Below are 21,305 nucleotides of genomic sequence, written 5' to 3'. Positions count from 1 at the left end.
TGATAATCATTTTCAATTAGATTCGGTGATAGATGATTATGCACGTAATCAGGAGGGGAATATGAATCCTAACCCTAGCTTACATACATTTGGTTCAAGTGCGTTTGTTCAGACCCGCGATGGTCGCAAACTACATTATATGTCCAGGGGAACAGGAGAACTGACGGTTGTATTTGAGTCCGGTATGGGCGCCTCCAGATCAAACTGGGGACTGGTTGCACCAGCCATTGCTGAGCATGCACGTGCTGTCGTGTATGACAGGGCAGGGGCGGGACGAAGTGATGTCGACTCGGCTCCCCGCAGCCTTGAACGCATTGCAGGGGATCTTGGAGAACTGCTGACAGCTCTGGGCCCGGGCCCATTCATTCTGGTTGGACATAGCTGGGGCGGTCCGATTGTACGGGCTGCGGCAGCTGCACATCTATCTCGATTACGTGGCATTATTCTGGTAGATCCATCAGACGAGCATTGCGAAATGTATTTTTCCAAGCTTACTAAAAAGAGCTTTGCCATCAATGGTTTTATTATTCCAATCATGGCGCGGACTGGCTTATATAAGAAACTTGGCAGCAAAGCTGGAAGTGTTCAGCCTGACGATGTGGCAGCGGATCACCTCAAGGAGGATTTCACTGTACGGGCAGCCAGCACGATGCTTGCAGAAGGCAAAACATTTCTGAATGACATGGCAGCGCTGCTGGAACATCCTCCGGCTCTGGGTAATCTGGAAGTTAGCGTGATCACGGGTACGAACCCGGGCAAGGGAGAGGGGAAAATCAGACCTGCCCTCATCACGGCGCATCGCCAGACGGTGAGCCAGCTATCCAATGCGAGATGGATTGGGGCCGATCAATCGGGACATATGGTTATGTATACAGACCCTCAGGTCATTATTGATGAGATTGTACGAATGATAAATGACGTGAGCTCAGGCGCAAGAATAGATCAAAAGTGATACAATACAAAGAAAAGCAGTGCGCGACATTGCTAGATAAGTTGAATTAATGATTTACACGATAACGGAGAGGACAGAAAGAACTCGAAAAAGCGAAGCGTTCGCCTAAAAGCTTTCTGAAAGAAAGCTGCATCGGAAGCATACGCTATCACCGGATTTTTCCCTTGAGAAAAGGGAATCGAAAAAATCTGGGGATAACAGCGATTGGAGGGTTATTCTGTCATCGTAGTGTCAGTGTAAATAAACTTTAGTTCAACTTATATAGACCATAAAAGCGGAGTGTGGAGACAACATGAAACCAGTTGAACAAGAACCAACGGGAACCACAAGTCCCGGTCGTGCCAGTGTTGGCATGGAAGATATCGTACGCGCACATCATGTGTTGCGTGAGGTCATTGTAAGAACGCCGTTACAGCGGGATGCTGTATTGTCGGCCAAATATAACTGTAATGTGTATCTGAAAAGGGAAGACCTTCAAGTGGTGCGTTCGTTCAAAATTCGGGGCGCCTATAATATGATTCGCAGTCTGACACCAGCCGAGATGGAGAAGGGTATTGTCTGTGCAAGTGCGGGCAACCATGCTCAGGGTGTTGCTTTTAGCTGTAATGCCCTTGGAATTAACGGCAAAATCTTCATGCCGAGTACAACGCCGAACCAGAAGGTGAAGCAGGTGCGTCGCTTTGGTGGAAACAACGTTGAAGTGGTGCTGATCGGGGATACGTATGACGATGCATACGCAGAAGCAATGCGTGCATGTGACGAACAGGGCATGACGTTCATCCATCCTTTTGATCAACCGAAGATTATTGCAGGTAATGGTACGGTAGCGATGGAAATCATGGAAAGTCTCGATGAGAATGCCGACTATGTATTCGTGACGATTGGTGGCGGAGGGCTGGCAGCCGGCGTGGGAACCTACATGAAGACCGTGAGTCCAGAGACACGCATCATTGGAGTTGAGCCACTTGGGGCAGCTTCCATGAGTGAGGCGATGTTCCGCAAACAGGTTGTGACGTTGGATGATATTGATAAATTCGTGGATGGCGCAGCGGTGAAACGTGTTGGCGATCTCACCTTTGATATCTGCAATAGTATACTTGATGACATTGTGAAAGTGCCGGAAGGCAAAGCCTGCACAACTATTCTGGAACTATATAATGAAAATGCGATCGTTGTCGAGCCTGCCGGTTCCTTGGCTGTTGCGGCGCTTGAGCAGTATCGTGAGCAAATCGTGGGCAAGACGGTGGTCTGCGTAATTAGTGGCGGTAACAACGATATCGACCGGATGCAGGAGATCAAGGAACGTTCCCTGATCTATGAAGGTCTGAAGTATTATTTCATGGTTAATTTCCCGCAGCGTGCAGGAGCTTTACGTGAATTCCTGGAGGAAGTTCTAGGGAAAAATGATGATATCACCCGGTTTGAATATACGAAAAAGCATGATAAGGAAAATGGCCCTGCCTTGGTGGGCATCGAGCTGATGTACAAGGAAGATTACCACCCGCTCATTGAACGTATGAACCGCAAAGGTATCGCCTATACCGAACTGAACAAAAATCTAAATCTGTTCAACATGTTAATCTGATGAATGATTCCAAGATGCAATTAGATCACCAAGAAACATCTCCTCTGATCAGACCTGCGCGCATAGAAGATGCTGATCAGGTTATTCCGTTACTGTATCAGGCGATAGGAGACATTGCATACGCGCTTGCGGGTGAGGCGGATCATGAGAAGGCGATGCAGATTTTGCAGGAGTTCTATGTACAGGAAGACAACCGGATTAGCTATCGTCATGTGACAGTGATGGAGCGGGATGGGCTGATTGCGGGGATTCTGGTAGCCTATGATGGCGGAGATGCAGATCGTCTGGACCAGCCGATTCTGGATCGACCTGGACGAAGCCGGGATGAGAAGTATGCATTGGTCAAAGAGACCCGTCCGGGGGAGTATTATCTGGATACTCTCTCGGTAAGTGAAGCATATCAGGGGCAGGGTATCGGCCGGGCACTGATGGCTGCTTTTGAGCAGCAGGGCAGAGATCTGGGTCACTCGCAGGTATCTTTGATTGTAGAACGAGACAACGGCCGTGCGCTAATGCTGTACGAACGGCAGGGATATGTCAAAGACGATGTAATTGTCATCGCAGGACATGAGTATAATCATATGGTCAAACCGATTCAATAGTGCAGGGAGCTGACCGGTTGAGTTAGTTCTGATGATAAAGCATGAAGAAAACCGCCACAGGAGCGAATCCTGTGGCGGTTTTTGTTGTGGTTATCTGTTGGGATTTAGCCTGAATTTGAACCGGGTGTTAACCGTGGGAGCAGATTAATTCAATAATTCGCGTAGTCGCTGACCGGCACATTCTGCTCTAGCCATTTCTCGACAGCAGCGGTTTTCTCGAATTTGGCTTCGGTTACGATATCCATGAACTTTTCGAGTTTGGTCAGGAAGGCACTGTCTTCGGATGAGTTACGTTGTAAGACAGCTTTGTAACCTTTCTGGGCATTGGCTGTCATTTTGTTCGTTTCATAGTCAAATAAAGGCGTATTATTCAGGCCATAAAAGGTATACAAGGTATAGTTATTCATCAGGTTCTTAACCTGTTGTACCCGATTGGACTTCGGATATTCGTTCAGGAATCGTTCCTGATTCAAAGCGCGATTGAGTATCTCCTGATAGCCAATGACCAGTGCACCATCATCGGCGGCAAGGTTGCTGGTTTCAACTGCCATAATATTAATGTATTGTTTGATGTCTGGTTTCACGTACGAGATATATTTCTGAAAAGCCATATAATTCATGATCGGATAGAGGGAACCTTCCAACATAACCAGGCGATAACCGCTATCCCGTGCCTGCTGGAGCAGCGCACGCAGACTGGTGTCGTTGGTGCGGCTCATCAGTTGGGTGAAGCTATCATTCCACTTGTAGGCATTGATCATCTTGTCTTGAACATTAGGCACCAGTAGACGGTCCGTCATGGCTGTTAACGCCTTGTTGCGGGCATTCTCCAGTTGTAAGACCATCAGAGTTGCATGATAAGTGGTGACTTGATTGATATGAGATTCGAGATAAGTATCCGCGGCAGGCAAGCCGTTCTTTTTGTAGAGCATGGACTGAAATGTTTTATATATCGTTGTTGAACTGGCAGTCGTGACTTTGGTATCTGTACTGGAAGAAGCGGCAGCAGCGACTCCGGATAAGGGAGCGACAGCCGTTTGGAGCAGCATGAGGATGGCGGTGGCTGTAATGAAGGTGCGCATGCCTTTACGTTTGGCAGATTGGAACGATGATGTCATAGATATGAACCTCCCGTAGTTGAGAAAATGATAGGTGCTGTTCACTAGTCACTATACATTAACCTAATTGATGCAGGATGTGGTTGCGGAATGGTGACAAATTCTTCTGTTATTTTTAACTTTTGGAGGGTGGAAGATAGAGGGAGAATTCTGAGAAAATATTTTTTGTACAACTGGAAACTTTTGAGCTGATCGGAACGTCTTAGTTGTGCATAGGTAAATACAGGAATTAATGAAAAGAACAGCGAATCTATTTCGATGTTAACTAAATGCGAGAATGGGGATATGGGATATGAGGAAAGCGGGAGGAAAACAAGTGAAGAAGGTAATGTCAGCGCTGGCTGTATCAGCCATGCTGATGTCCGCACTTCCAACGTCGGTTATGGATGCAGCCGCGAGGATCAGTATATATATTAATGATGCAGAGTTATCATCTGCTCAGGCACCTGTCATGAAAGGTGGACGCGTACTGGTTCCGCTGCGGTCGATTTTTGAAGGATTGGATGCGAAGGTACAGTACACGAACAGAACCAAAACGATTGTTGCAACGCGCGACGATCAGGAAGTTACTTTGACACTTGGTTCCAAAACGGCATACATCAACGGGGAAGCGATATCGCTGGATGTACCTGCGAACACGATTAAGGGCAACACGATGGTTCCAATTCGTTTTGTCAGTGAAGCTTTTGGAGAAAAAGTATTCTGGAACTCACGCAATCAGCGTGTAGATATCAAGACAACAGCAACACCTCCAGTAGATGAGACTCAATATGCTGCATGGAACATCTATGGTTCGGTATCCGGAAGTAACGGAGATGGTCGTGACTTGACCGTGAGCTTCACACGTCCAACTTCAGAGAAGGCGGTATCTGCTTACCGGATTATGCTGGTGAAAACTCGCGATGTGAATAGCTTTACGGAGTCCTCAGCAACTGCCGTACCTTCTGCAAACTATACATCTGTTACACCGAATGGCAACAACCCGAAACTGACACTTAATGCACAGACGCGTGACGTAAACGGGGATTTGCTCAATAGTAATGAAACTTATCGTCTGTATGTACTGACTGTTGGTAACAGCAGCAATAATTATAAAAATGCATTGAACTGGTCTTCCCAAGCATTGAAGCTCAATAATGTGAAATCCACAGTACAGGCGGTTACAAGTCTGCGTGCCGCAGATATTAGTGACTATGGCGATGGCCGCGATCTGGAGATTAACTTCACGCAGCCGAGCACGACATCGAACATTACGTATTATCGTGCTTTTGTAGTCAAAGCGAAGGACTCTTCTGCGTTCAATCTGGCTGCAGCGAATAAAGTGTCCAGTGCAAACTCCACGATCATATACAAAGGAAACAGTACCGCAGTGAAAAGCCAGCTGACTTCTTCGACACGGGATACGTCTGGCGAAATGATTAAAAGTGGCACAGCGTATGTGGTCTACATCTTGTCGGTAAGCACTAATACAACAACAGACAGCAAGCTGTCCGCAGCATCATCTTCACTTACGTTGTCCGTGAACACAGCAACGTCTCCAGTAATTACGCAGGTGAAGGATAACTCGGATTATGGAGATGGTCGTGATATTCAGGTGAGTTTCAACCGTTCATCGGATGAGTCCAAGGTGGCGAATTATCGCGTCTTTGTGGTACGCAACTCGGTTGCCAGCAGCTTTAATCTGACGACGGCAAGTAATCTGTCCTCCAGTCTGTACTATACGGTGAATAAAACAGGCAACAACATTACAACGACTTTGCCTTCATCCATGAAGGACACAAGTGGTTATAACGTAACGAATCTGCAAGATTATCGCATCTTTGTGATGGCGGTGGGCAACCAGCAAAATGGATACACCAATGCGCTGTCAGCTTCCTCCACAGCTCTGAGACTGACAACGACCGGTAACGCGGGAGTTATTAGCAACCTGTCTGTTGCGGATATTAGTGACTACGGTGATGGGCGTGATCTGCGGGTTTCTTTCAACAAAGCTGCGGATGAATCCAGAATCTCTGCCTACCGAGTATATGTAGTTCGTTCCGCTAATGTGGGCAGTTTCACACTAAGCGCAGCTAATGCGTCGAACAACTATACACAGGTGAATAAAACGGGTGGTAACCTGTCAGTTACGCTTCAAAACTATGCGGTAGATACCAATGGTTATACCATTACCAATAATGTTGCTTATCGGGTATTCGTGCTGTCGGTGAATAACAACGGTAACTCCAGTCAGAATGCGTTGTCCGGTTATTCTTCGCAGATTACATTGTCGGCAAACGCGGCGGTAACCGCACCAAGCGGTGTGCTGCCATCTGATATTGGGGATGCTGGAAATGGTAGTGATCTGCGTGTGAGTTTTAATAAATCCGCAGATGAGACGAATGTGAATCATTATCGGGTGTTCGTAGTGAAGGCGGGCAGCGCGTTTAATTTGAACACAGCGAATGCATTGAACAGCGCGTATTACAGAACCGTCAATAAAACGGGAGCTAACCAGACTGTTACTTTAACAAGTAGTTCCAGATCTGTGGACGGTGAACTGATTCGTAATGATGTGGCCTACCAAGTATATGTGATGGCTGTGAATAACAATGCTTCTCTGGCGAATGCATTATCGTCTGCCTCCGGAACAATTACACTGACTTCGAATGCCACTGTAGAGGCAGTGAGCAAGGTAGAAGCAACTGTGAAAGATGCATCGCAAGCTGCAGGCAACGTAACTGATATAACAGTTAAATTTACGAAGCCTGGTAACGAGACAGGCATTAAACGGTATGTGCTAATGGTTGTGCCTGCTGCAACGGCATTTGATCTGAATGCAGCCAAAACAACTGCAAATTCAAATTATGCAACAGTTGTTACTACTACTCCGACAGACTTGCCACTTTCATTGAAGGATAGCAATGGCGGTGATATCAAAGCAGGAGTTTCATACAAGGTGTATATACTATCGGAATCATCAGATAGTAAGCGGGAATCCAATTTGGCATCTTCCCCTGTTTTCACAATCAACGCAAAGAAACAGGCACCAACGCCTGTTGAGAAGGTAACGGGTGTAAATGCAGCAGTAACTGATAATTCAATCAATGTAAGTTTCACTAAGCCGACTAATGAGGCAGGCATTGTTCGTTACGATGTGTACATTGTTAAAGAAGGGGGCGGTACAGGTACTTCTGGTACAGTTCTAGCCACAGTAAATACGGGTACTGCTCCATGGACAGCAACAGTGGGTATTACAGCTAAGGATTCAGATAATGTAGATTTTGGAGCAGGAAAATACCGGGTTTTGGTAGTGGCAGTGGCGAGTGACACGTCGTTAAATACATCCGTCACTTCTGAAGGGACTTTGACCATTCCGCCAGCTTCTTCTGGTACTGATCAGGGAGCCGACAATACAGGTACATCCTCTAATCAGGATACCGATGCAAGTGCCTCTGGTGGTAGTGGTATTTAAGTATCAGCTTGAGATACCTCATAAAACAAACAAATTTAAATACTTGGATGCATAATCTGGATGAGTGACAGAGGTAGTGAAGGGCACGGAATCGATTCTGAAGAAGCGTCAGCGTGCGCCTATTACTACCTTTTACAGGTTAATCAAGAAATTTGGAGACAACAGCGATCGCAAGAACGATCCGTGACCGGAACGGCCACTCAGAGAAGCGCAATCTATTTTAAGTAAAGTAACATGTTAACTCCCTTTCCAAAAGAGAAGGGGAGTTTTTTTTATTACCATATTGAAAATCTTGTCGCTAAAAAGGTTCCTTAGACCATTGCTGGAACAGGACAAACGGATGGATAATAGAAGGAATAAGCTAGAAGCCTATGAGCCGAAAGGAATGATGGAATGCTTGCATTTCGTTTGACAGGCCTGCCGGATTCCCGGTTGCCGCTGTACCTGTATTGTGTGGGGACACAGGAAGAGAAAGTTCTGCATAGACCGGATGGATTTCCGGTGTATCAGTTGTTTTTGTCACGCGGTGGTGAAGGGCAGTTCAAGATAACGGGAAAAGGGACATGGACGATGGGAGCAGGGCAGTTATTCATCGTGGAACCCGAGGTTGCGCATGAGTATGTGCCTCATTCCAAAGCCAAAGGAGAACTGGGTTATATCGGTATTGGCGGTACATCGGCTGGATCGGTACTACAATCCACGGGTTTGCTTCAGAACGAGCCGTGCCATATCTCTGGTTTTGAAATCATCTGGTCACGCATGACCAATCTCTGGCACGCGTTGGATCGAGGAGCAACGGAGATGTGGAACACATCAGCCCTTATCTACCAGCTTATTTTAGATATAGCACAATCGAAAATTCCATCTGATGTCGGTATTGGAGGTGTTGGATCAGGGATGCCCCGTGACGTAGCTGTAAAACACTCTAATCGGGAGACCGATCCGAGCAAGGATGCACTCATCCGAGCAGTAGCATTGATGCATACGCACTACCAGGATGACCTGTTATTGAAGCACATCGCTGACGCAGTTGGTTATTCGGTGCAGCATCTCAACCGATTATTTCACCAGCATTATGACGTGACAGGACATCAATATATGCAACGATTACGTTTGCAGAAGGCTTCGGACTGGATGGACAAGCATCCAGGAGCAAGTGTACGAGAGGCGGCAGAGACCATAGGGATGGAAGTGAACTATTTTATCCGTATGTTCAAGCGGGAGTTTGGAGAGACACCGGGCAAAGGAATCAAACATCGGAACCAGCTCCAAATGGAAAAAGACCTCACGAATTCGTGAGGCCCCTTAATCGCTTATATAACGTGTTATGCTGTTTTCTTTTGTCCAAATAAAGGCCTTACCGTTGCAAGTCCCACAACTCCGATCACTGCACTCACCCACGGAGCCAGTGCAAATACCGGAAGTTTATCACGCAGTGGATACCCTACAAAGAGCACAAGGACCACGATGACGATGTAGATGATGATTCCCTTAAGGTTAACCTTAGGTACGGTGTTCTTGTCCGCTCCTTCATCGTCCGGTCGCTCAGCAAGGCGGCGAAGCATCTCCACCAATGCAATACCGCCAACTGCCGCAACGATCAGAGAGAACAGACTGATGTGTTGGAACGGCTCCGTATCTCCGCCAGTCCAACCCACGAACAATCCCACACATCCTTGAATCAACATGACAAAAGACAAAGCCGCCCAAGCGATCATGGCATACCACTTTGGTGTCCGTTTCACAGGCTCTGGATTCTCAGTTGGCTGTGGTTCTACAACGTTGGCATTCTTTTTCGATGAAGCTGTTGAACTATTATCACGGGTTGGGCTGGATTTACCCACCTCAACGGCAGCCGTCTTCTCCGGTGCTGTATTTGTAATCCCGAGCTGTGCATGGATGTCTTGTTCCAGATCAGGTCCGTATAACTCGCGAGCGGGTTTGTTATCCCGCTGAGCCTGTACGATTGCTTTTCCTGCGGAGAGTATCCACTCTTCCTGTGTTCTCTCGTCCGCTGGCGCATGACGCGCAATTGTGCTGATCTCGTCATACAATTTCACATGTTCAGGTGTCATTCGACTCATCTCAGTTATTTGCCGATTCTGTATTTCTTTAAGCTTCTTATAGGAAATCCCCAATGATTGCTCCCCCTGTCTACACACGTTCTGATCTTCCAATGGACTGAAGACCCTGACGGTATTTTAGTATACGGGAAGGGCTCTCGTTTCGCAAAGTCATTCCTTATAAAAAAGCTGCTCATGGTGGACCCATATCCATACACAGGCCAGTATAACACAGGTGCATAACAGCACCAGTTTACCGTGATGTTGAATCCATTCCAGTAGATGTTCCATGAATTCATTCCTTTCGGCAGAAGGATTCCGAGGCATATGCTGCCTATGTTTGTTCGTTTATTTTCCCCCGTTCATGTGAAAAAATACCCTCAAGCCTCCCAGATCTAACGATTGTGTGAAGTATGCATAAAGAGCAGCCGATTCCATCACAATAGTAGCATTTCCAACAGAAATCCAAGATTGGAGTGTGCTTGTTATGGATAAACAAACAGAATTGACGCGAAAGCTGCTACTGAACAGCAACTCCCGTGGAGTCGTGGACGAGGTTGTATCCTTTGAAGAGAACCTGGAGGATACGGAGTATGCAGAAGAACTGACAGATGGCAATTTGAAGGGAAGAAGTTTCTGGGACAATAGTGATTCGGGTCATGAGCATGAGTGGAATGGACGGGTGGAGACCCACGAGATGTTCCGTAGAAGCTACGAATAACGATCCTGCAACACTTGTTTGAATTCCAAATGATATCCGGGCCAGCTGTCATCAGCGTGGCTCATTTTTTTGCGCTCATCAACCGATAAAATGTAGATTAGTAGTCGACGTAGAAAGGATCCTTATTACGTTGACTTGAAGGTTACGGGATGATAATATATGAATAACATCTTAATACACACTAAACTTATCGGATTATATATATTTAATAAATGAAGCTCAACAGGCTAAGCAAGGAAAGGGGAAATCGGTATGGAACGTCAGATCAGTATCCGTCATGGACAGGATGAATTAACAGCCACGATTCATTATCCGGTTGTGAAAGATATCAAGGAGGAGAAGAGTCAGCAGCGCGTCCCTCTTGCGGTTATCTGCCACGGCTTCGTTGGTAGCCGGATCGGCGTGGATCGTTTGTTTGTAAAAACTGCACGGGAGCTGGCTGAAGACGGTTATTTGGTCCTGCGTTTCGATTATATCGGTTGCGGAGAGAGCAGTGGGGAGTACGGAGCGGAGGGACTGGAGTCCATGGTACTGCAGACCCGTTCGGTGCTGGACTACGCGGTGAATTGCAGTGATGTAGATCCTACGCGTGTTACGCTGATTGGTCATAGTCTGGGTGGTGCCGTTGCATTACTAACTGCTGTACGTGACAAACGTGTCAAAAACCTGGTTATGTGGTCCTCCGTGGGTTATCCATTCAATGATATCGTGAAGATTACGGGACGGGAAGTATACGATGAAGGCGTGAAACTGGGTGCGTCTGATTATCTCGGATACAAATTCACACCAACGTTCTTCGAGTCTCTTGCTGAACAACAGCCATTCCAGGAAGCAGTTAAGTTTAGCGGAGATGTACTCGTCGTACATGGCACGTCAGATGAGATTATTCCTGTAGACTACGCATTCCTGTATCAAAAGGTATTCTGGATGCGCCAAGAGGGCCGCTGTGACAAGGAGATCATCTTCCAGGGCGATCACACCTTCTCTTCAGGTAAAGAGCGGGAACAGCTAATTACGCGTACCAGAGAGTGGCTTGGGGAACGTCAGAAGATCGAGCAGGATTGGCAGCACTGGATGATATAAGTGGCAGGATTACAACTGTTTGGGGATGTCAGCTTGGAAAAGCGCCTTCTTAAGGGTAAAATAGAGGAGTAAGCATTCTATCCGTGTCTGGAGGTTGGCAGCAATGACATTACCCGCACTTTTCATTGCGCATGGTTCTCCCGCTCTGGCGGTGGAGAGCAATGACTACACTCACTTCTTGAACCAGCTTGGAGACAGGCTGCCGGCTCCGAAAGCCATTGTCGTATTTACGGCGCATTGGGATTGTCCTAAGCCGTCCGTGACGATGGATGATACACATCAGACCTTGCATGATTTTTACGGATTTCCTTCTACGATGTATACGATGGAATACCCTGCATCTGGGCAGCCAGATTTAGCGAACGAGATATGTGCTTTGTTCACCCGCAGCAATCTGGCACATCAGCCGATTCGAGGCCGAGGGCTGGATCATGGCGTATGGGTACCGTTGCTCCATATGTATCCCGAGGCTAACATACCTGTGATTGCTGTATCTGTAGACTCGTTGCGTACGCCGCAGGAACAGTATGATATTGGCCGAATGCTGGAACAGTTACGTCATGATGATGTGTTAATCATTGGCAGCGGTGGAACGGTTCACAATTTGCGATTGCTGGGCAATACGGATGAACCGCAAGAGTGGGCGGTTGAATTTGATAACTGGATTGGGGAGCGCTTGCAGCAGTGGAACACAAGAGAACTGTTTCAATATGAGAAAAAAGCCCCTCATGCACGTACGGCGGTTCCGTCGTATGGTACAGAACACATTGCACCTTTGTTCTACGCCATGGGTACAGCGGATATGTCCCGATCAGCGAAGCGTCTATTCCAGTCTTACCCTTACGGAACGCTCAGTTTGAACTGCTGGCAGTTTGGAGACGGCGTGTAACTTGGAACAGACAACAGCCTGATTATGGTGTTTGAAGCCAGTTTGGTACGGATAACATAACGTGTATTAATGCATACAATTACAATATATAAACAAAAGAAGGTTACTCTACACCCTTGAAGGGCTACAGTAACCTTTTTTCAATATGAGGACTTTATTCATGCAATAGATCTTTATTTGCGGATTTCGAACAATTCACAGTCTGTACGCGAATGATAAGCGAGCTCACTGACACTGGATTGTACTACTACGGTGTTGCTGTCAAAACGGATAATGATGCCACCGGAGTCAATCTGGTGATTATCTTTAAAAACTCGAACCTTATACTTCATATTCATGGCTTCCTGGAAGTCCGCATCGGTCTCAAGACGTCGCTGGGTCGGCATATCGTGTACTCCTTTGAAATTCAACTTTATTTCATCATAATACGATTTTCTGTGGCTGAGCAAGTCAGACAGAGTATCCAGGCTATTTTTGAAAAGTAAAAAGCCCTGCTCTCCAGGGGGATTGGGAGCAGGGCCGAGAATTTTATGCTATGAATGATTGCTTAAGCTGTTTTTTGAGTTGGGCTAATCGTTGGTGTGTCTTTAGGAAGATTGCCTTTGTTGTTACGAGTGAACAATCCGCGAAGGTAAGGCAGTACCCAGTGATCCAGCCCGATTTTACCTGCATTTGCACCAGCAACGACAAGGAAGATTTCCATTACAACCAGTTGAGCATTCGTGCTTACTGTTCCCGAGAAGAGGAACGCGAAGTTCATGACCATAGCCATCAGTGCTGCTAGTGTAGTGAAGCAACCGAGGATGAGACCCAAACCTACAAGGAATTCACCCAATGGGATAACGAAGTCAAACAGTCCTGCGTTTGGTACTGCGAATTTTTCAAGGAACGTTGCCCACCAAGCTTGGACAGCCGGGTGATCACCTGTTGCTTTTTCTACCGCACCGGCCAAGAACCCGCCAGCTTGGAATCCGCCAGTCAATTTGCTCCATCCGTGAGTCATCCAATCATAACCGATATACACCCGAAGTACTGTCAAAATCCACATTGCTACTTTGTTTTCTCTAAGCCATTGGTTTGTGCTGAACATATGAACCACTCCTTCATGGAATCTAGTGTGTGTTGTTTTGTTTTTCTAAGTGATCACCTTTGATGTCTTTATTGTATAGTTCAAAAGTTGTTTTGTTTGTGATTAAAATCACAATCTAGTTCAAATTTTAAGTAAGGTTTGAGAAGTTCACATTTAGGACATATTTTTCTGGCTATATGCTGTTTCAAATGTGAATTTCAAGCTGTATCAAGGCCTTCTGGGCGCAGACAAATCGGATAGGGTGTGATTAAATGGAAAGAAATACGTGAAATGGTTGCCCACATGAGACATATATCACAACTTAGAACCAGGCCATATCGTTCAGGAGGTCCTATATTGAAGCTTTTTAAATGGAACAAAGTAGCATCGGCTGCATCTCTGTTTATTCTCTCATTAAGTCTTGTTGCTTGCCAAAACCAGGAGGTGGCGCAGATGCCAGTTCAGCCAGAACCGACACCTGCACCTGTACAAGAAGAACACGTGGAGGAATCCAACACGTCTCTCTATACAGCACCTCTGACGGGTCTGCCTGTAGATGAAGCGATTACGCGTCGACCACTCGCCGTAATGATTAATAATGCACCCGCAGCTCGGCCCCAATCGGGTCTAAGTTCAGCCGATATCATTCTTGAAGTTCTCGCTGAGGGAGGCATTACCCGTTTCATAGCCATCTTCCAGAGTGAAGGCGGTGCTGAGACGGTTGGACCGGTTCGCAGTATACGTCCATATCTGATTGAGCTCGGCGAGAGTTATGATGGGGTACTTGTTCACGCCGGAGGCAGTCCGGAGGCGTATTCCATTTTGCAAAGGCAGCAGAAACAGCATATGGATGAAATCTCGAATGGTGGACCTTACTTCTGGCGTTCCTCGGATCGTAAAGCCCCACATAATCTGTATACTTCAGCGGACAAGCTGAGAGAAGGGTCAGATATCAAGGGTTACAGCCATGATTTCAAGTCGCCAGTATACAATTATAACGAAGAAGGCGCGACATCCGCAGGAGAGGCAGTGAAGCAATTTGATATCCATTATTTATTGGATAGTTACCGGGTGACGTATGATTATGATGAAGTTAGCGGACGATATATGAGAATGGTGAATGGCAAGGCAGATCAGGATCTGGATAATGGGACTCAACTTGGTGCAGCGAACATCATTGTGGCAGGTGCAGATCACAAGGTGCTCGATAATGTAGGTCGGTTGTCCGTTAATTTGGAACAGGGCGGGGAAGCCATGCTTTTTCAGAAGGGCAAGATGATTCGTGGGCAGTGGGTGAAGAAGCAGGGGGATATTATACGGTTTGTTCAAGGTGGCAGTGAAGTTGCTCTTGTACCGGGTAAAACCTTTATCAGCATTGTTCCCAATCAACCGGAATTTTCCAGTCATGTGAAGCTGGCTGCGCAGCAATAAAAGGATGTAATGAAAGAAAACAATGAAACATGTATTCATTTTGTTGTCGAAAAGGCATTATATTTGTCCTTAGCGTGAAAAGTAGAATCGTGTCGATTTTGAATTTTGATGTCGAATTGTAAACGCAGTGTAAAATCTTGACTTGAATTTACCATTATTCCAAATAATTAAGATTCATTTCAGATTAATGTGATAAGAATATAAAAAAGGATCACACCTTTTGTACAAACCATGAAACAAATATGATAAGATATCAAAGGTTGTCATTTCATGTTTCATCGGTTGTCGGCAATTTTTCTCGTAAAGGGGATAGAGCTATGAAGCTTAAGAAGAAGAAGGATATATTTTTTGAGACACTGGAGAATATGGCAGATACGGTTGTTCAAGCGGCAGATTATTTCTCCCAGCATGTTTCCAACCTTCAGGATGTGACTCTTTTTGCTAATGAAATGAAGAAGTACGAGTCGAAATGTGATGATTACGTGCATACGATCATTACAGAACTCAACAAAACATTTATCACACCGATCGAACGCGATGATATTATGGAGCTGACAACAACACTTGATGACGTATTGGACGGACTCGAAGCAACGGCTTCCCGTTTCTATATGTACCAACTGACAGATCCAGATGATGAGTTCGTCATACAGTTTGCTGAAATTTTGCGCCAATCGGCTTACGAAATTCAGAAGGCGATCCATCTGCTGTCCCAGAAAAAATTGCTCGCGATCCGTGAGTATACCATTCGTTTGAATGATCTGGAAAACCAAGGCGACGAAGTGCTGCGCATGTGTATCAAACATCTCTTCGCTACCGTGTCTGATCCGATTGAACTGATCAAGCGTAAGGAAATTTACGAACGTCTTGAGACAACAACGGATGCTTGTGAAGACGTGGCGAACGTGCTTGAATCCATCATTATGCGTAATTCTTAAGGAGCCAGAGAATAATGGAAACAACGATTTGGGTATTGGGTATAGTCGTCTTCCTTGCACTGGCGTTTGACTTCATCAACGGTTTTCACGACACGGCCAATGCCATTGCGACTTCGGTCTCAACCCGAGCACTGACGCCGCGTCGAGCTATTCTTATGGCAGCGGTGATGAACTTTGTCGGTGCGATGATGTTCACAGGTGTTGCGAAGACGATTGGGGGGAGTGTGACCGACCCCACCACGCTGGATAACGGGATAGAGGTCGTCATAGTCACCTTGATATCAGCGATTATCTGGAACCTGGTTACATGGTGGTTTGGTATTCCGTCTTCTTCCTCACATGCACTTATTGGAGCCCTTGCAGGTGCCGTACTCGTTGGCGCAGGATCTGATAAAGTGAAATGGAGCGGATTCATTGATATCGTCGGAGGTTTGTTATTATCACCTCTGATCGCATTTGCCATCGGTTATGTGGTCATGACGATTCTCAAATATATTTTCGCCAAACGCAGTCCGCATAACGTGAACAAAGGTTTCCGTACGGTACAGATTTTCACGGCAGCACTGCAAGCATTCACGCATGGTACGAATGATGCACAGAAAGCGATGGGTATTATTACGTTTGCTTTGGTTGCAGCAGGTGTGCAGGATAATCTGGATGTTCCGCTGTGGGTTAAAATTTCAGCGGCAACAGCGATGGCTCTGGGTACGTCCATCGGTGGTTGGAAAATCATCAAAACGATGGGTACCAAAATCTTTAAAATTGAACCGATTAATGGTTTTGCCGCGGATATTTCAGCTGCTTCCGTTATTTTCACAGCAACGTTGCTTCACCTTCCAGTTAGTACAACGCACGCGATCACCTCAGCTATTCTGGGTGTGGGTTCCGCGAAACGTTTCTCTGCTGTGAAATGGGGACTTGCTGGACGTATCATTATTACGTGGTTCATTACGATTCCGATTACTGCGGGACTGGCAGGATTGCTCTACTGGATTATTTTCTAAAAAGAGAAGTTATCCCGAACGAATTCGGGGTTACCAGACCATCTGTTCATAACTGTGTGAATATCGGGATATGTGGACAATTATACAACCAAAATCAAGAGACGCCTGTGCATGAACGTGTGGACAGGCTGGATATGTGGATAGCCATCCGTGGAATGATAAACCAAAAGAAGATATTCCTGTGGATACAGGGAACTGTGGATAGGGAAATGAGAGAAGCCAACAGGGTTGGCTTTTTTTGTTGTCGAGTTTGAATGCGTCTGTGGATATTTTGGACACGTGGGAGACGTACCTATGGTTAAAGTTGTACAATGAAGTAAAGATACAGGACAAGGACGTGGTCTAATTTATGATTCGTACACTCGCCATTACACGAGAACATCAAGTCTCCGTTAACGTACCACTTACACAGCTGGATCTGAACGATTACGCCTGGGTATGGGCCGATTTTAACCAGCCAACGGAAGAGGAAAGTCGTTTGCTGGATACATATTTTCATTTTCACCCTTTAGCTATTGAGGACTGTCTGCATGTATTGCAGCGGCCAAAGCTTGATTATTATGATAATCTGCAGTTTCTTGTACTACATGCACTGAACCCGTCCACACTGGAAGCCGAGGAGGTTGACTTGTTTCTCGGATCAAACTTCCTAGTGTCTTTTCATCATGGAGTTTTGGAGGAAGTAGATGAAGCGTGGGAACGCTTGTTGCACCATGCACATGAACGAACCATCTGGGCACGAGGTCCGGTGGCTGCAGCCTATACGGTGATGGACAAGCTGGTCGATCATTATTTTCCGTCTCTATTTGCGATTGAGGATGAACTGGCCGAACTGGAGAACCGGGGTGGACAGGAGTCAGTTGAAGACTTGATGAACCAGGTGTTTGATCTGCGGACTCGATTGCTGAAGCTAAGACGAACGGTAGTACCGATGCGGGATCTGCTCTATCGGGTGGTCAATTCCCAGCATGTACAACGAACAGGCGAACATACGGCTTATTTTACCGATATCTATGACCATTTATTGAAGCTGACGGATATGATTGAAGCCGATCGGGAGATGACCGCTGACCTGCGCGATAGTTATATTTCCCTGAACTCCAACCGGATGAATCAGATCATGAAGACACTCACGGTGATTACGACTGTATTTATGCCGCTTACACTGATCGCGGGTATTTATGGCATGAACTTTGCCTATATGCCTGAGCTTCAATGGAAGTTTGGGTATGGTGCGGTGCTACTGTTGATGTTTGTGCTTGGCGGAAGCATGGTCGCCTGGTTTGTAAAACGGGGCTGGTTTAAGTGAGAACCAGTGTAATCAGATGTTAGTAACAAAAACTTGTAATAACGTGTATCCACAGGTAAAATATAACGATATGTGAATAGATTCTGGATGAATTATCCATACATATCATTGTGGAAGGATGGGATACGATGAGATTGGCAGAGGCTCTTGTACTGCGTGCAGATGAGCAGAAGAAGATAGCTCAGCTCAAGCAACGTCTGGAACGCGTAGTTAAAGTTCAGGAAGGTGAACAGCCAGCAGAGGACCCACAGTTGCTTATGATTGACCTGGAGAATACGATCCGGAGCCTGACGGTATTGGTTAAGAAAATTAATAAGACCAATGCACAGACTGACTTCACAGCTGGAGTTACGCTTGCAGATGCCCTTGCAGAGCGGGATGGAATCATGCAAGAAAGAGCATCGTTTAACGAGGTTTTGCAGAATGCGTCCATTCGCCAGGATCGGTACAGTCGTTCTGAAGTGAAGTATGAGCGAACCGTGAACATAGCAGATATTCAACAAAAAGTGGATAGCCTTTCGAAATCCTACCGGGAACTGGATTTTAAAATTCAGGAGAAGAACTGGACCATAGACTTAATCGAGGAATAAAACTGCGTCGGTAACCCTATCCAAATGAAGCGAGCATAACCCACCAACGGGAAGTTGGAAACCTGGTAGACGCTGGGCCATGTCTAACCCATATCATCATTTAGCCCAATATTGTTACAAGAATGCGCAGCATGGATGTATCGTGTATCTTTCTAATTGTTACGACCATATGCAGGTCTTTGGATAGCGGTGAGGGTGGGTAAGGGGAATTGCAGTTTGAACTACATATGAAGAAGGCCACTGGGCCATGATCTCGGGCAGTAATAAATGTCGGGAGATGATGTTTGCCAGGTGGCCTTTCTGATTCTTCTATTAGAAGTTTTGAAAAAAATGTATCCACATGTGAATAACTATTCCGCTTCAACAAGCTGTGTATAACTTATGATGACTTCCTTTTACTCCATTTCAAGAACAAAAGAAGTTGTAGCTGCTTCTTTGCCATTCACAAGAATGGTAAGCGTATGCAGACCGGCATAATATTTTCTCGTTGTGATGACTTTGAACGATTGTTTAGTGGCTACCTTGGTTCTGCCTGTCGGGTACATTTTATCGGAGCATTTGAACCGTTTGGGGGCCTGCTTGCCATTTGCCTTCATATAACCCATCTCATATTCAATTCGCAGCATCTGGGACTCGCCGCTCTCGTTAACGACATCAAACGAAAAATGAAGATCCTCGCCAATGCTAATCGTATCCTGGACAAGCTGAAGCTGCTCAATGTGAATCGAATCCTGCTCGTTATAACCAAAAAGACTCAGTGCTTTGCGATGTCCTTTCTTCAGTAATGACCTGCTGGCATGCCGGACAATCCAGTCTGTGTGTGCATGTTGTCCGTACCAGGTCGTGGCCAGATCCATAACCAGTTCAGGGTGGTCCTTGGAGATGTCATTCAGATGATTGGCGACACTTTTGCGAACATAGAGGGACTCGTCCTGTTTCAATGCATGCAGAATCGGAAGTACAGGTGTTGGATCAGTGATAAAGTTCTGGAGTTTCGCACCCCATGGCAAACGTGGCCGGCTGCCCTCACTGGCAAGTCTGCGGATATGCTCGTTGTTGCTCTCTGCCCACGCCATCATATGTTTCATCGTTTGGATTGGATAATGTTCAATAAACGGGCGTACCGCGAACTCCGAGCTGGAATAAGGTGTGAAGAGGGTCAGATACTTCATGGATAACTCGTAATCCTCTGGGTCAAGTCCGTTCACTTCGATAAAATCCGGTACAAACAGATATTCAACGCCTCTCATCGTCGGGGCGGCTTGTTCGATAATATGTAATGCTTCCTCATAATTGTCCGGCAGTACCTGGGTCAAAGCCAGTGTGATTCTGCGAATGCGCGCTTTGAATTCCAACTGTTCCCAGCCTTCGGCGAAAACCAATTCATGAAATTGCTGTGTATCCAGCTTAGGGTAGAATTGACGCATCTGTTCGCCGGTCCGATCGATTAATGCGGGAGTGTATTTATCTTTGATAAGTTCCATGGTCCGCCTCCTTTAGTTACTATCCAGTATACCTCAAATTACAGAAATAAGAACGTAAGTTCCTGGAATTTATTTGTATACGGATGGACGGTGTTAAGGCACCCGCCTTCTGTAAGGGGGTGCCTGAATCTTCTTAACCTTTGTGACTTTTGGGACGGCGCTTCGTGGAATTGGATTTGCGACGGGTTGGAGTCGTATTACGGCGACGTGGAACATTCGTTGCTTTGTTCCGACGTTTGTTTTTGCGTTTGCGGGACGGCTTATATTCTTCATAGTCTGCATCGGCCGCGCTGCTATCCGTTTTTCCTTTTCCAAAAGGCAGAATGCCCATAACAAGTTTCATCATCGGAGCCATCTGCTGGATACCACCGACGACCTTTTGCATTTTGCCTATTCCAGTCATGATTCCATCAATACCGCCGAAGCGGTCGATCATTCCTTTTAACTCACCGATGTTGGCTAATGAAAAGCCGGAACTGCCAGTAGCAGGCGCCGGTACCGGAGCTGGGGGAAGAACCTGAGCTGCACCTCCATAAAAGTTCCCGCCAGCCACACCTTGCCCATAGGGTACGACTGCAGAAGCTTCGACTTCACCAAAGCCCGGGTAATGGGGCTCTACTCCAGGATACATCGGTTGAATCTGAGTTTCATTTAAAGACCTCGGAACCACACCGGGCGGCATATAGGCAGAAGTATGTGCCTGCCGATGAGCATGAGAAGACGGACGCTGCCCTGGTGCTGGCTGGCGGTGATAATAATGCTGTGGCATGAACAATCACGTTCCTTCTATTGGATTTCGGAATTGCGTTCCATGAGTTGCATGACAGATGTACATCATAGACCCTTGTGGAACTCCCTTTTGTTATACTGTATGTCATTCGCGGAGAGACGGCGTAGGCGGGTATCCCGGAAAACGGGATATTTGCGGATTTGGGCGCATGTAAGATGGCAGGTTCACGAAGAGTAAAATGAAGTTTAGACACAAAATTGTAACATTTAGGAGGATTGAAATC

At 46.3% G+C, this 21,305-nt stretch carries 19 protein-coding genes; 13 read left to right on the top strand and 6 right to left on the bottom strand.

Features of this window, described 5'->3' with window-relative positions:
* The first annotated feature begins 61 nt into the window (after positions 1-61).
* The 3 genes from MHB71_RS21375 (at position 62) to MHB71_RS21365 (ending at position 3,139) form a co-directional block, all read left to right on the top strand.
* Positions 62-952, top strand: a complete 891-nt coding sequence (locus MHB71_RS21375) for an alpha/beta hydrolase (RefSeq protein ID WP_340027610.1) — start codon at positions 62-64, stop codon at positions 950-952.
* 292 nt (positions 953-1,244) lie between these two features.
* Positions 1,245-2,537 carry a threonine ammonia-lyase IlvA gene (gene ilvA / locus MHB71_RS21370; RefSeq protein ID WP_036606060.1) on the top strand — a complete coding sequence of 431 codons (1,293 nt, stop codon included), beginning with the start codon at positions 1,245-1,247 and terminating at the stop codon, positions 2,535-2,537.
* A gap of 14 nt (positions 2,538-2,551) precedes the next feature.
* Entirely contained in the window at positions 2,552-3,139 is a 588-nt protein-coding gene (locus MHB71_RS21365; protein WP_340027608.1) for a GNAT family N-acetyltransferase, read from the top strand.
* A gap of 149 nt (positions 3,140-3,288) precedes the next feature.
* Here MHB71_RS21365 and MHB71_RS21360 read toward each other — a convergent pair whose 3' ends face one another.
* The gene (locus MHB71_RS21360) at positions 3,289-4,257 is read right to left on the bottom strand and encodes a hypothetical protein (protein WP_340027607.1); all 969 of its coding nucleotides are present in this window, start codon (positions 4,255-4,257) and stop codon (positions 3,289-3,291) included.
* A gap of 316 nt (positions 4,258-4,573) precedes the next feature.
* On the opposite strand from MHB71_RS21360, the gene MHB71_RS21355 reads away from it, so the two are divergent.
* Positions 4,574-7,711 (top strand): copper amine oxidase N-terminal domain-containing protein, encoded by a 3,138-nt coding sequence (locus MHB71_RS21355; RefSeq protein WP_340027606.1) that lies wholly within the window; start codon positions 4,574-4,576, stop codon positions 7,709-7,711.
* Between the two features lie 393 nt (positions 7,712-8,104).
* Complete coding sequence (locus MHB71_RS21350; RefSeq protein WP_340027605.1) at positions 8,105-9,010, top strand: AraC family transcriptional regulator; 906 nt, start codon at positions 8,105-8,107, stop codon at positions 9,008-9,010.
* Positions 9,011-9,036: 26 nt separating this feature from the next.
* Here the strand turns inward: MHB71_RS21350 and MHB71_RS21345 are convergent, their stop codons facing one another.
* Positions 9,037-9,849, bottom strand: a complete 813-nt coding sequence (locus MHB71_RS21345) for a DUF1129 family protein (protein WP_340027604.1) — start codon at positions 9,847-9,849, stop codon at positions 9,037-9,039.
* Positions 9,850-10,261: 412 nt separating this feature from the next.
* On the opposite strand from MHB71_RS21345, the gene MHB71_RS21340 reads away from it, so the two are divergent.
* From MHB71_RS21340 to MHB71_RS21330, 3 genes are all read left to right on the top strand, one after another.
* On the top strand, positions 10,262-10,495 hold the full coding sequence (locus MHB71_RS21340) for a hypothetical protein (RefSeq protein ID WP_047840502.1): 234 nt from the start codon (positions 10,262-10,264) through the stop codon (positions 10,493-10,495).
* A gap of 252 nt (positions 10,496-10,747) precedes the next feature.
* Entirely contained in the window at positions 10,748-11,578 is an 831-nt protein-coding gene (locus MHB71_RS21335) for an alpha/beta fold hydrolase (protein ID WP_340027603.1), read from the top strand.
* A 103-nt stretch (positions 11,579-11,681) separates the two neighbouring features.
* Positions 11,682-12,467, top strand: coding sequence for a class III extradiol ring-cleavage dioxygenase (locus MHB71_RS21330; RefSeq protein ID WP_100526323.1), 786 nt, complete (start codon positions 11,682-11,684; stop codon positions 12,465-12,467).
* Positions 12,468-12,640: 173 nt separating this feature from the next.
* Here MHB71_RS21330 and MHB71_RS21325 read toward each other — a convergent pair whose 3' ends face one another.
* Positions 12,641-12,853, bottom strand: coding sequence for a hypothetical protein (locus MHB71_RS21325; RefSeq protein ID WP_017690673.1), 213 nt, complete (start codon positions 12,851-12,853; stop codon positions 12,641-12,643).
* Positions 12,854-13,014: 161 nt separating this feature from the next.
* Positions 13,015-13,557, bottom strand: coding sequence for a DoxX family protein (locus tag MHB71_RS21320; protein WP_036606056.1), 543 nt, complete (start codon positions 13,555-13,557; stop codon positions 13,015-13,017).
* 336 nt (positions 13,558-13,893) lie between these two features.
* Between MHB71_RS21320 and MHB71_RS21315 the strand changes: the two genes are divergently transcribed.
* The 5 genes from MHB71_RS21315 to MHB71_RS21295 all read left to right on the top strand — a co-directional run bounded on the left by MHB71_RS21315 (position 13,894) and on the right by MHB71_RS21295 (position 18,808).
* Complete coding sequence (locus tag MHB71_RS21315; RefSeq protein WP_340027602.1) at positions 13,894-14,967, top strand: DUF3048 domain-containing protein; 1,074 nt, start codon at positions 13,894-13,896, stop codon at positions 14,965-14,967.
* A gap of 317 nt (positions 14,968-15,284) precedes the next feature.
* Positions 15,285-15,905, top strand: coding sequence for a DUF47 family protein (locus tag MHB71_RS21310; RefSeq protein ID WP_017690670.1), 621 nt, complete (start codon positions 15,285-15,287; stop codon positions 15,903-15,905).
* 14 nt (positions 15,906-15,919) lie between these two features.
* The gene (locus MHB71_RS21305; protein WP_036606054.1) at positions 15,920-16,909 is read left to right on the top strand and encodes an inorganic phosphate transporter; all 990 of its coding nucleotides are present in this window, start codon (positions 15,920-15,922) and stop codon (positions 16,907-16,909) included.
* 349 nt (positions 16,910-17,258) lie between these two features.
* Entirely contained in the window at positions 17,259-18,218 is a 960-nt protein-coding gene (gene corA / locus MHB71_RS21300; RefSeq protein WP_036668386.1) for a magnesium/cobalt transporter CorA, read from the top strand.
* A gap of 128 nt (positions 18,219-18,346) precedes the next feature.
* Complete coding sequence (locus MHB71_RS21295) at positions 18,347-18,808, top strand: DIP1984 family protein (protein WP_036668384.1); 462 nt, start codon at positions 18,347-18,349, stop codon at positions 18,806-18,808.
* Between the two features lie 395 nt (positions 18,809-19,203).
* On the opposite strand, the gene MHB71_RS21290 is transcribed toward MHB71_RS21295, so the two are convergent.
* The gene (locus MHB71_RS21290; protein WP_338707752.1) at positions 19,204-20,292 is read right to left on the bottom strand and encodes a DNA alkylation repair protein; all 1,089 of its coding nucleotides are present in this window, start codon (positions 20,290-20,292) and stop codon (positions 19,204-19,206) included.
* 133 nt (positions 20,293-20,425) lie between these two features.
* A complete protein-coding gene (locus tag MHB71_RS21285) occupies positions 20,426-21,061 on the bottom strand; it encodes a hypothetical protein (RefSeq protein ID WP_338707753.1) in 636 nt (211 codons plus the stop codon).
* Positions 21,062-21,305: the final 244 nt, after the last annotated feature.

The organism is Paenibacillus sp. FSL H7-0940, assembly GCF_037979415.1.
Lineage (GTDB): Bacteria > Bacillota > Bacilli > Paenibacillales > Paenibacillaceae > Paenibacillus > Paenibacillus amylolyticus.
The sequence above is the reverse complement of the archived record's forward strand: the minus strand, read 5'-3'. Positions and strand labels throughout refer to the sequence as shown.

What these genes read in the sequence shown, in the direction of transcription:
- ilvA (WP_036606060.1), top strand. Translation starts at nt 1,245, where the DNA reads ATGAAACCAGTTGAACAAGAACCAACGGGAACCACAAGTCCCGGTCGT.
- MHB71_RS21330 (WP_100526323.1), top strand. Translation starts at nt 11,682, where the DNA reads ATGACATTACCCGCACTTTTCATTGCGCATGGTTCTCCCGCTCTGGCG.
- MHB71_RS21305 (WP_036606054.1), top strand. Translation starts at nt 15,920, where the DNA reads ATGGAAACAACGATTTGGGTATTGGGTATAGTCGTCTTCCTTGCACTG.
- MHB71_RS21290 (WP_338707752.1), bottom strand. Translation starts at nt 20,292, where the DNA reads ATGGAACTTATCAAAGATAAATACACTCCCGCATTAATCGATCGGACC.
- MHB71_RS21335 (WP_340027603.1), top strand. Translation starts at nt 10,748, where the DNA reads ATGGAACGTCAGATCAGTATCCGTCATGGACAGGATGAATTAACAGCC.
- MHB71_RS21285 (WP_338707753.1), bottom strand. Translation starts at nt 21,061, where the DNA reads ATGCCACAGCATTATTATCACCGCCAGCCAGCACCAGGGCAGCGTCCG.
- MHB71_RS21325 (WP_017690673.1), bottom strand. Translation starts at nt 12,853, where the DNA reads ATGCCGACCCAGCGACGTCTTGAGACCGATGCGGACTTCCAGGAAGCC.
- MHB71_RS21320 (WP_036606056.1), bottom strand. Translation starts at nt 13,557, where the DNA reads ATGTTCAGCACAAACCAATGGCTTAGAGAAAACAAAGTAGCAATGTGG.
- MHB71_RS21295 (WP_036668384.1), top strand. Translation starts at nt 18,347, where the DNA reads ATGAGATTGGCAGAGGCTCTTGTACTGCGTGCAGATGAGCAGAAGAAG.
- MHB71_RS21350 (WP_340027605.1), top strand. Translation starts at nt 8,105, where the DNA reads ATGCTTGCATTTCGTTTGACAGGCCTGCCGGATTCCCGGTTGCCGCTG.
- MHB71_RS21375 (WP_340027610.1), top strand. Translation starts at nt 62, where the DNA reads ATGAATCCTAACCCTAGCTTACATACATTTGGTTCAAGTGCGTTTGTT.
- MHB71_RS21365 (WP_340027608.1), top strand. Translation starts at nt 2,552, where the DNA reads ATGCAATTAGATCACCAAGAAACATCTCCTCTGATCAGACCTGCGCGC.
- MHB71_RS21360 (WP_340027607.1), bottom strand. Translation starts at nt 4,257, where the DNA reads ATGACATCATCGTTCCAATCTGCCAAACGTAAAGGCATGCGCACCTTC.
- MHB71_RS21340 (WP_047840502.1), top strand. Translation starts at nt 10,262, where the DNA reads ATGGATAAACAAACAGAATTGACGCGAAAGCTGCTACTGAACAGCAAC.
- MHB71_RS21310 (WP_017690670.1), top strand. Translation starts at nt 15,285, where the DNA reads ATGAAGCTTAAGAAGAAGAAGGATATATTTTTTGAGACACTGGAGAAT.
- corA (WP_036668386.1), top strand. Translation starts at nt 17,259, where the DNA reads ATGATTCGTACACTCGCCATTACACGAGAACATCAAGTCTCCGTTAAC.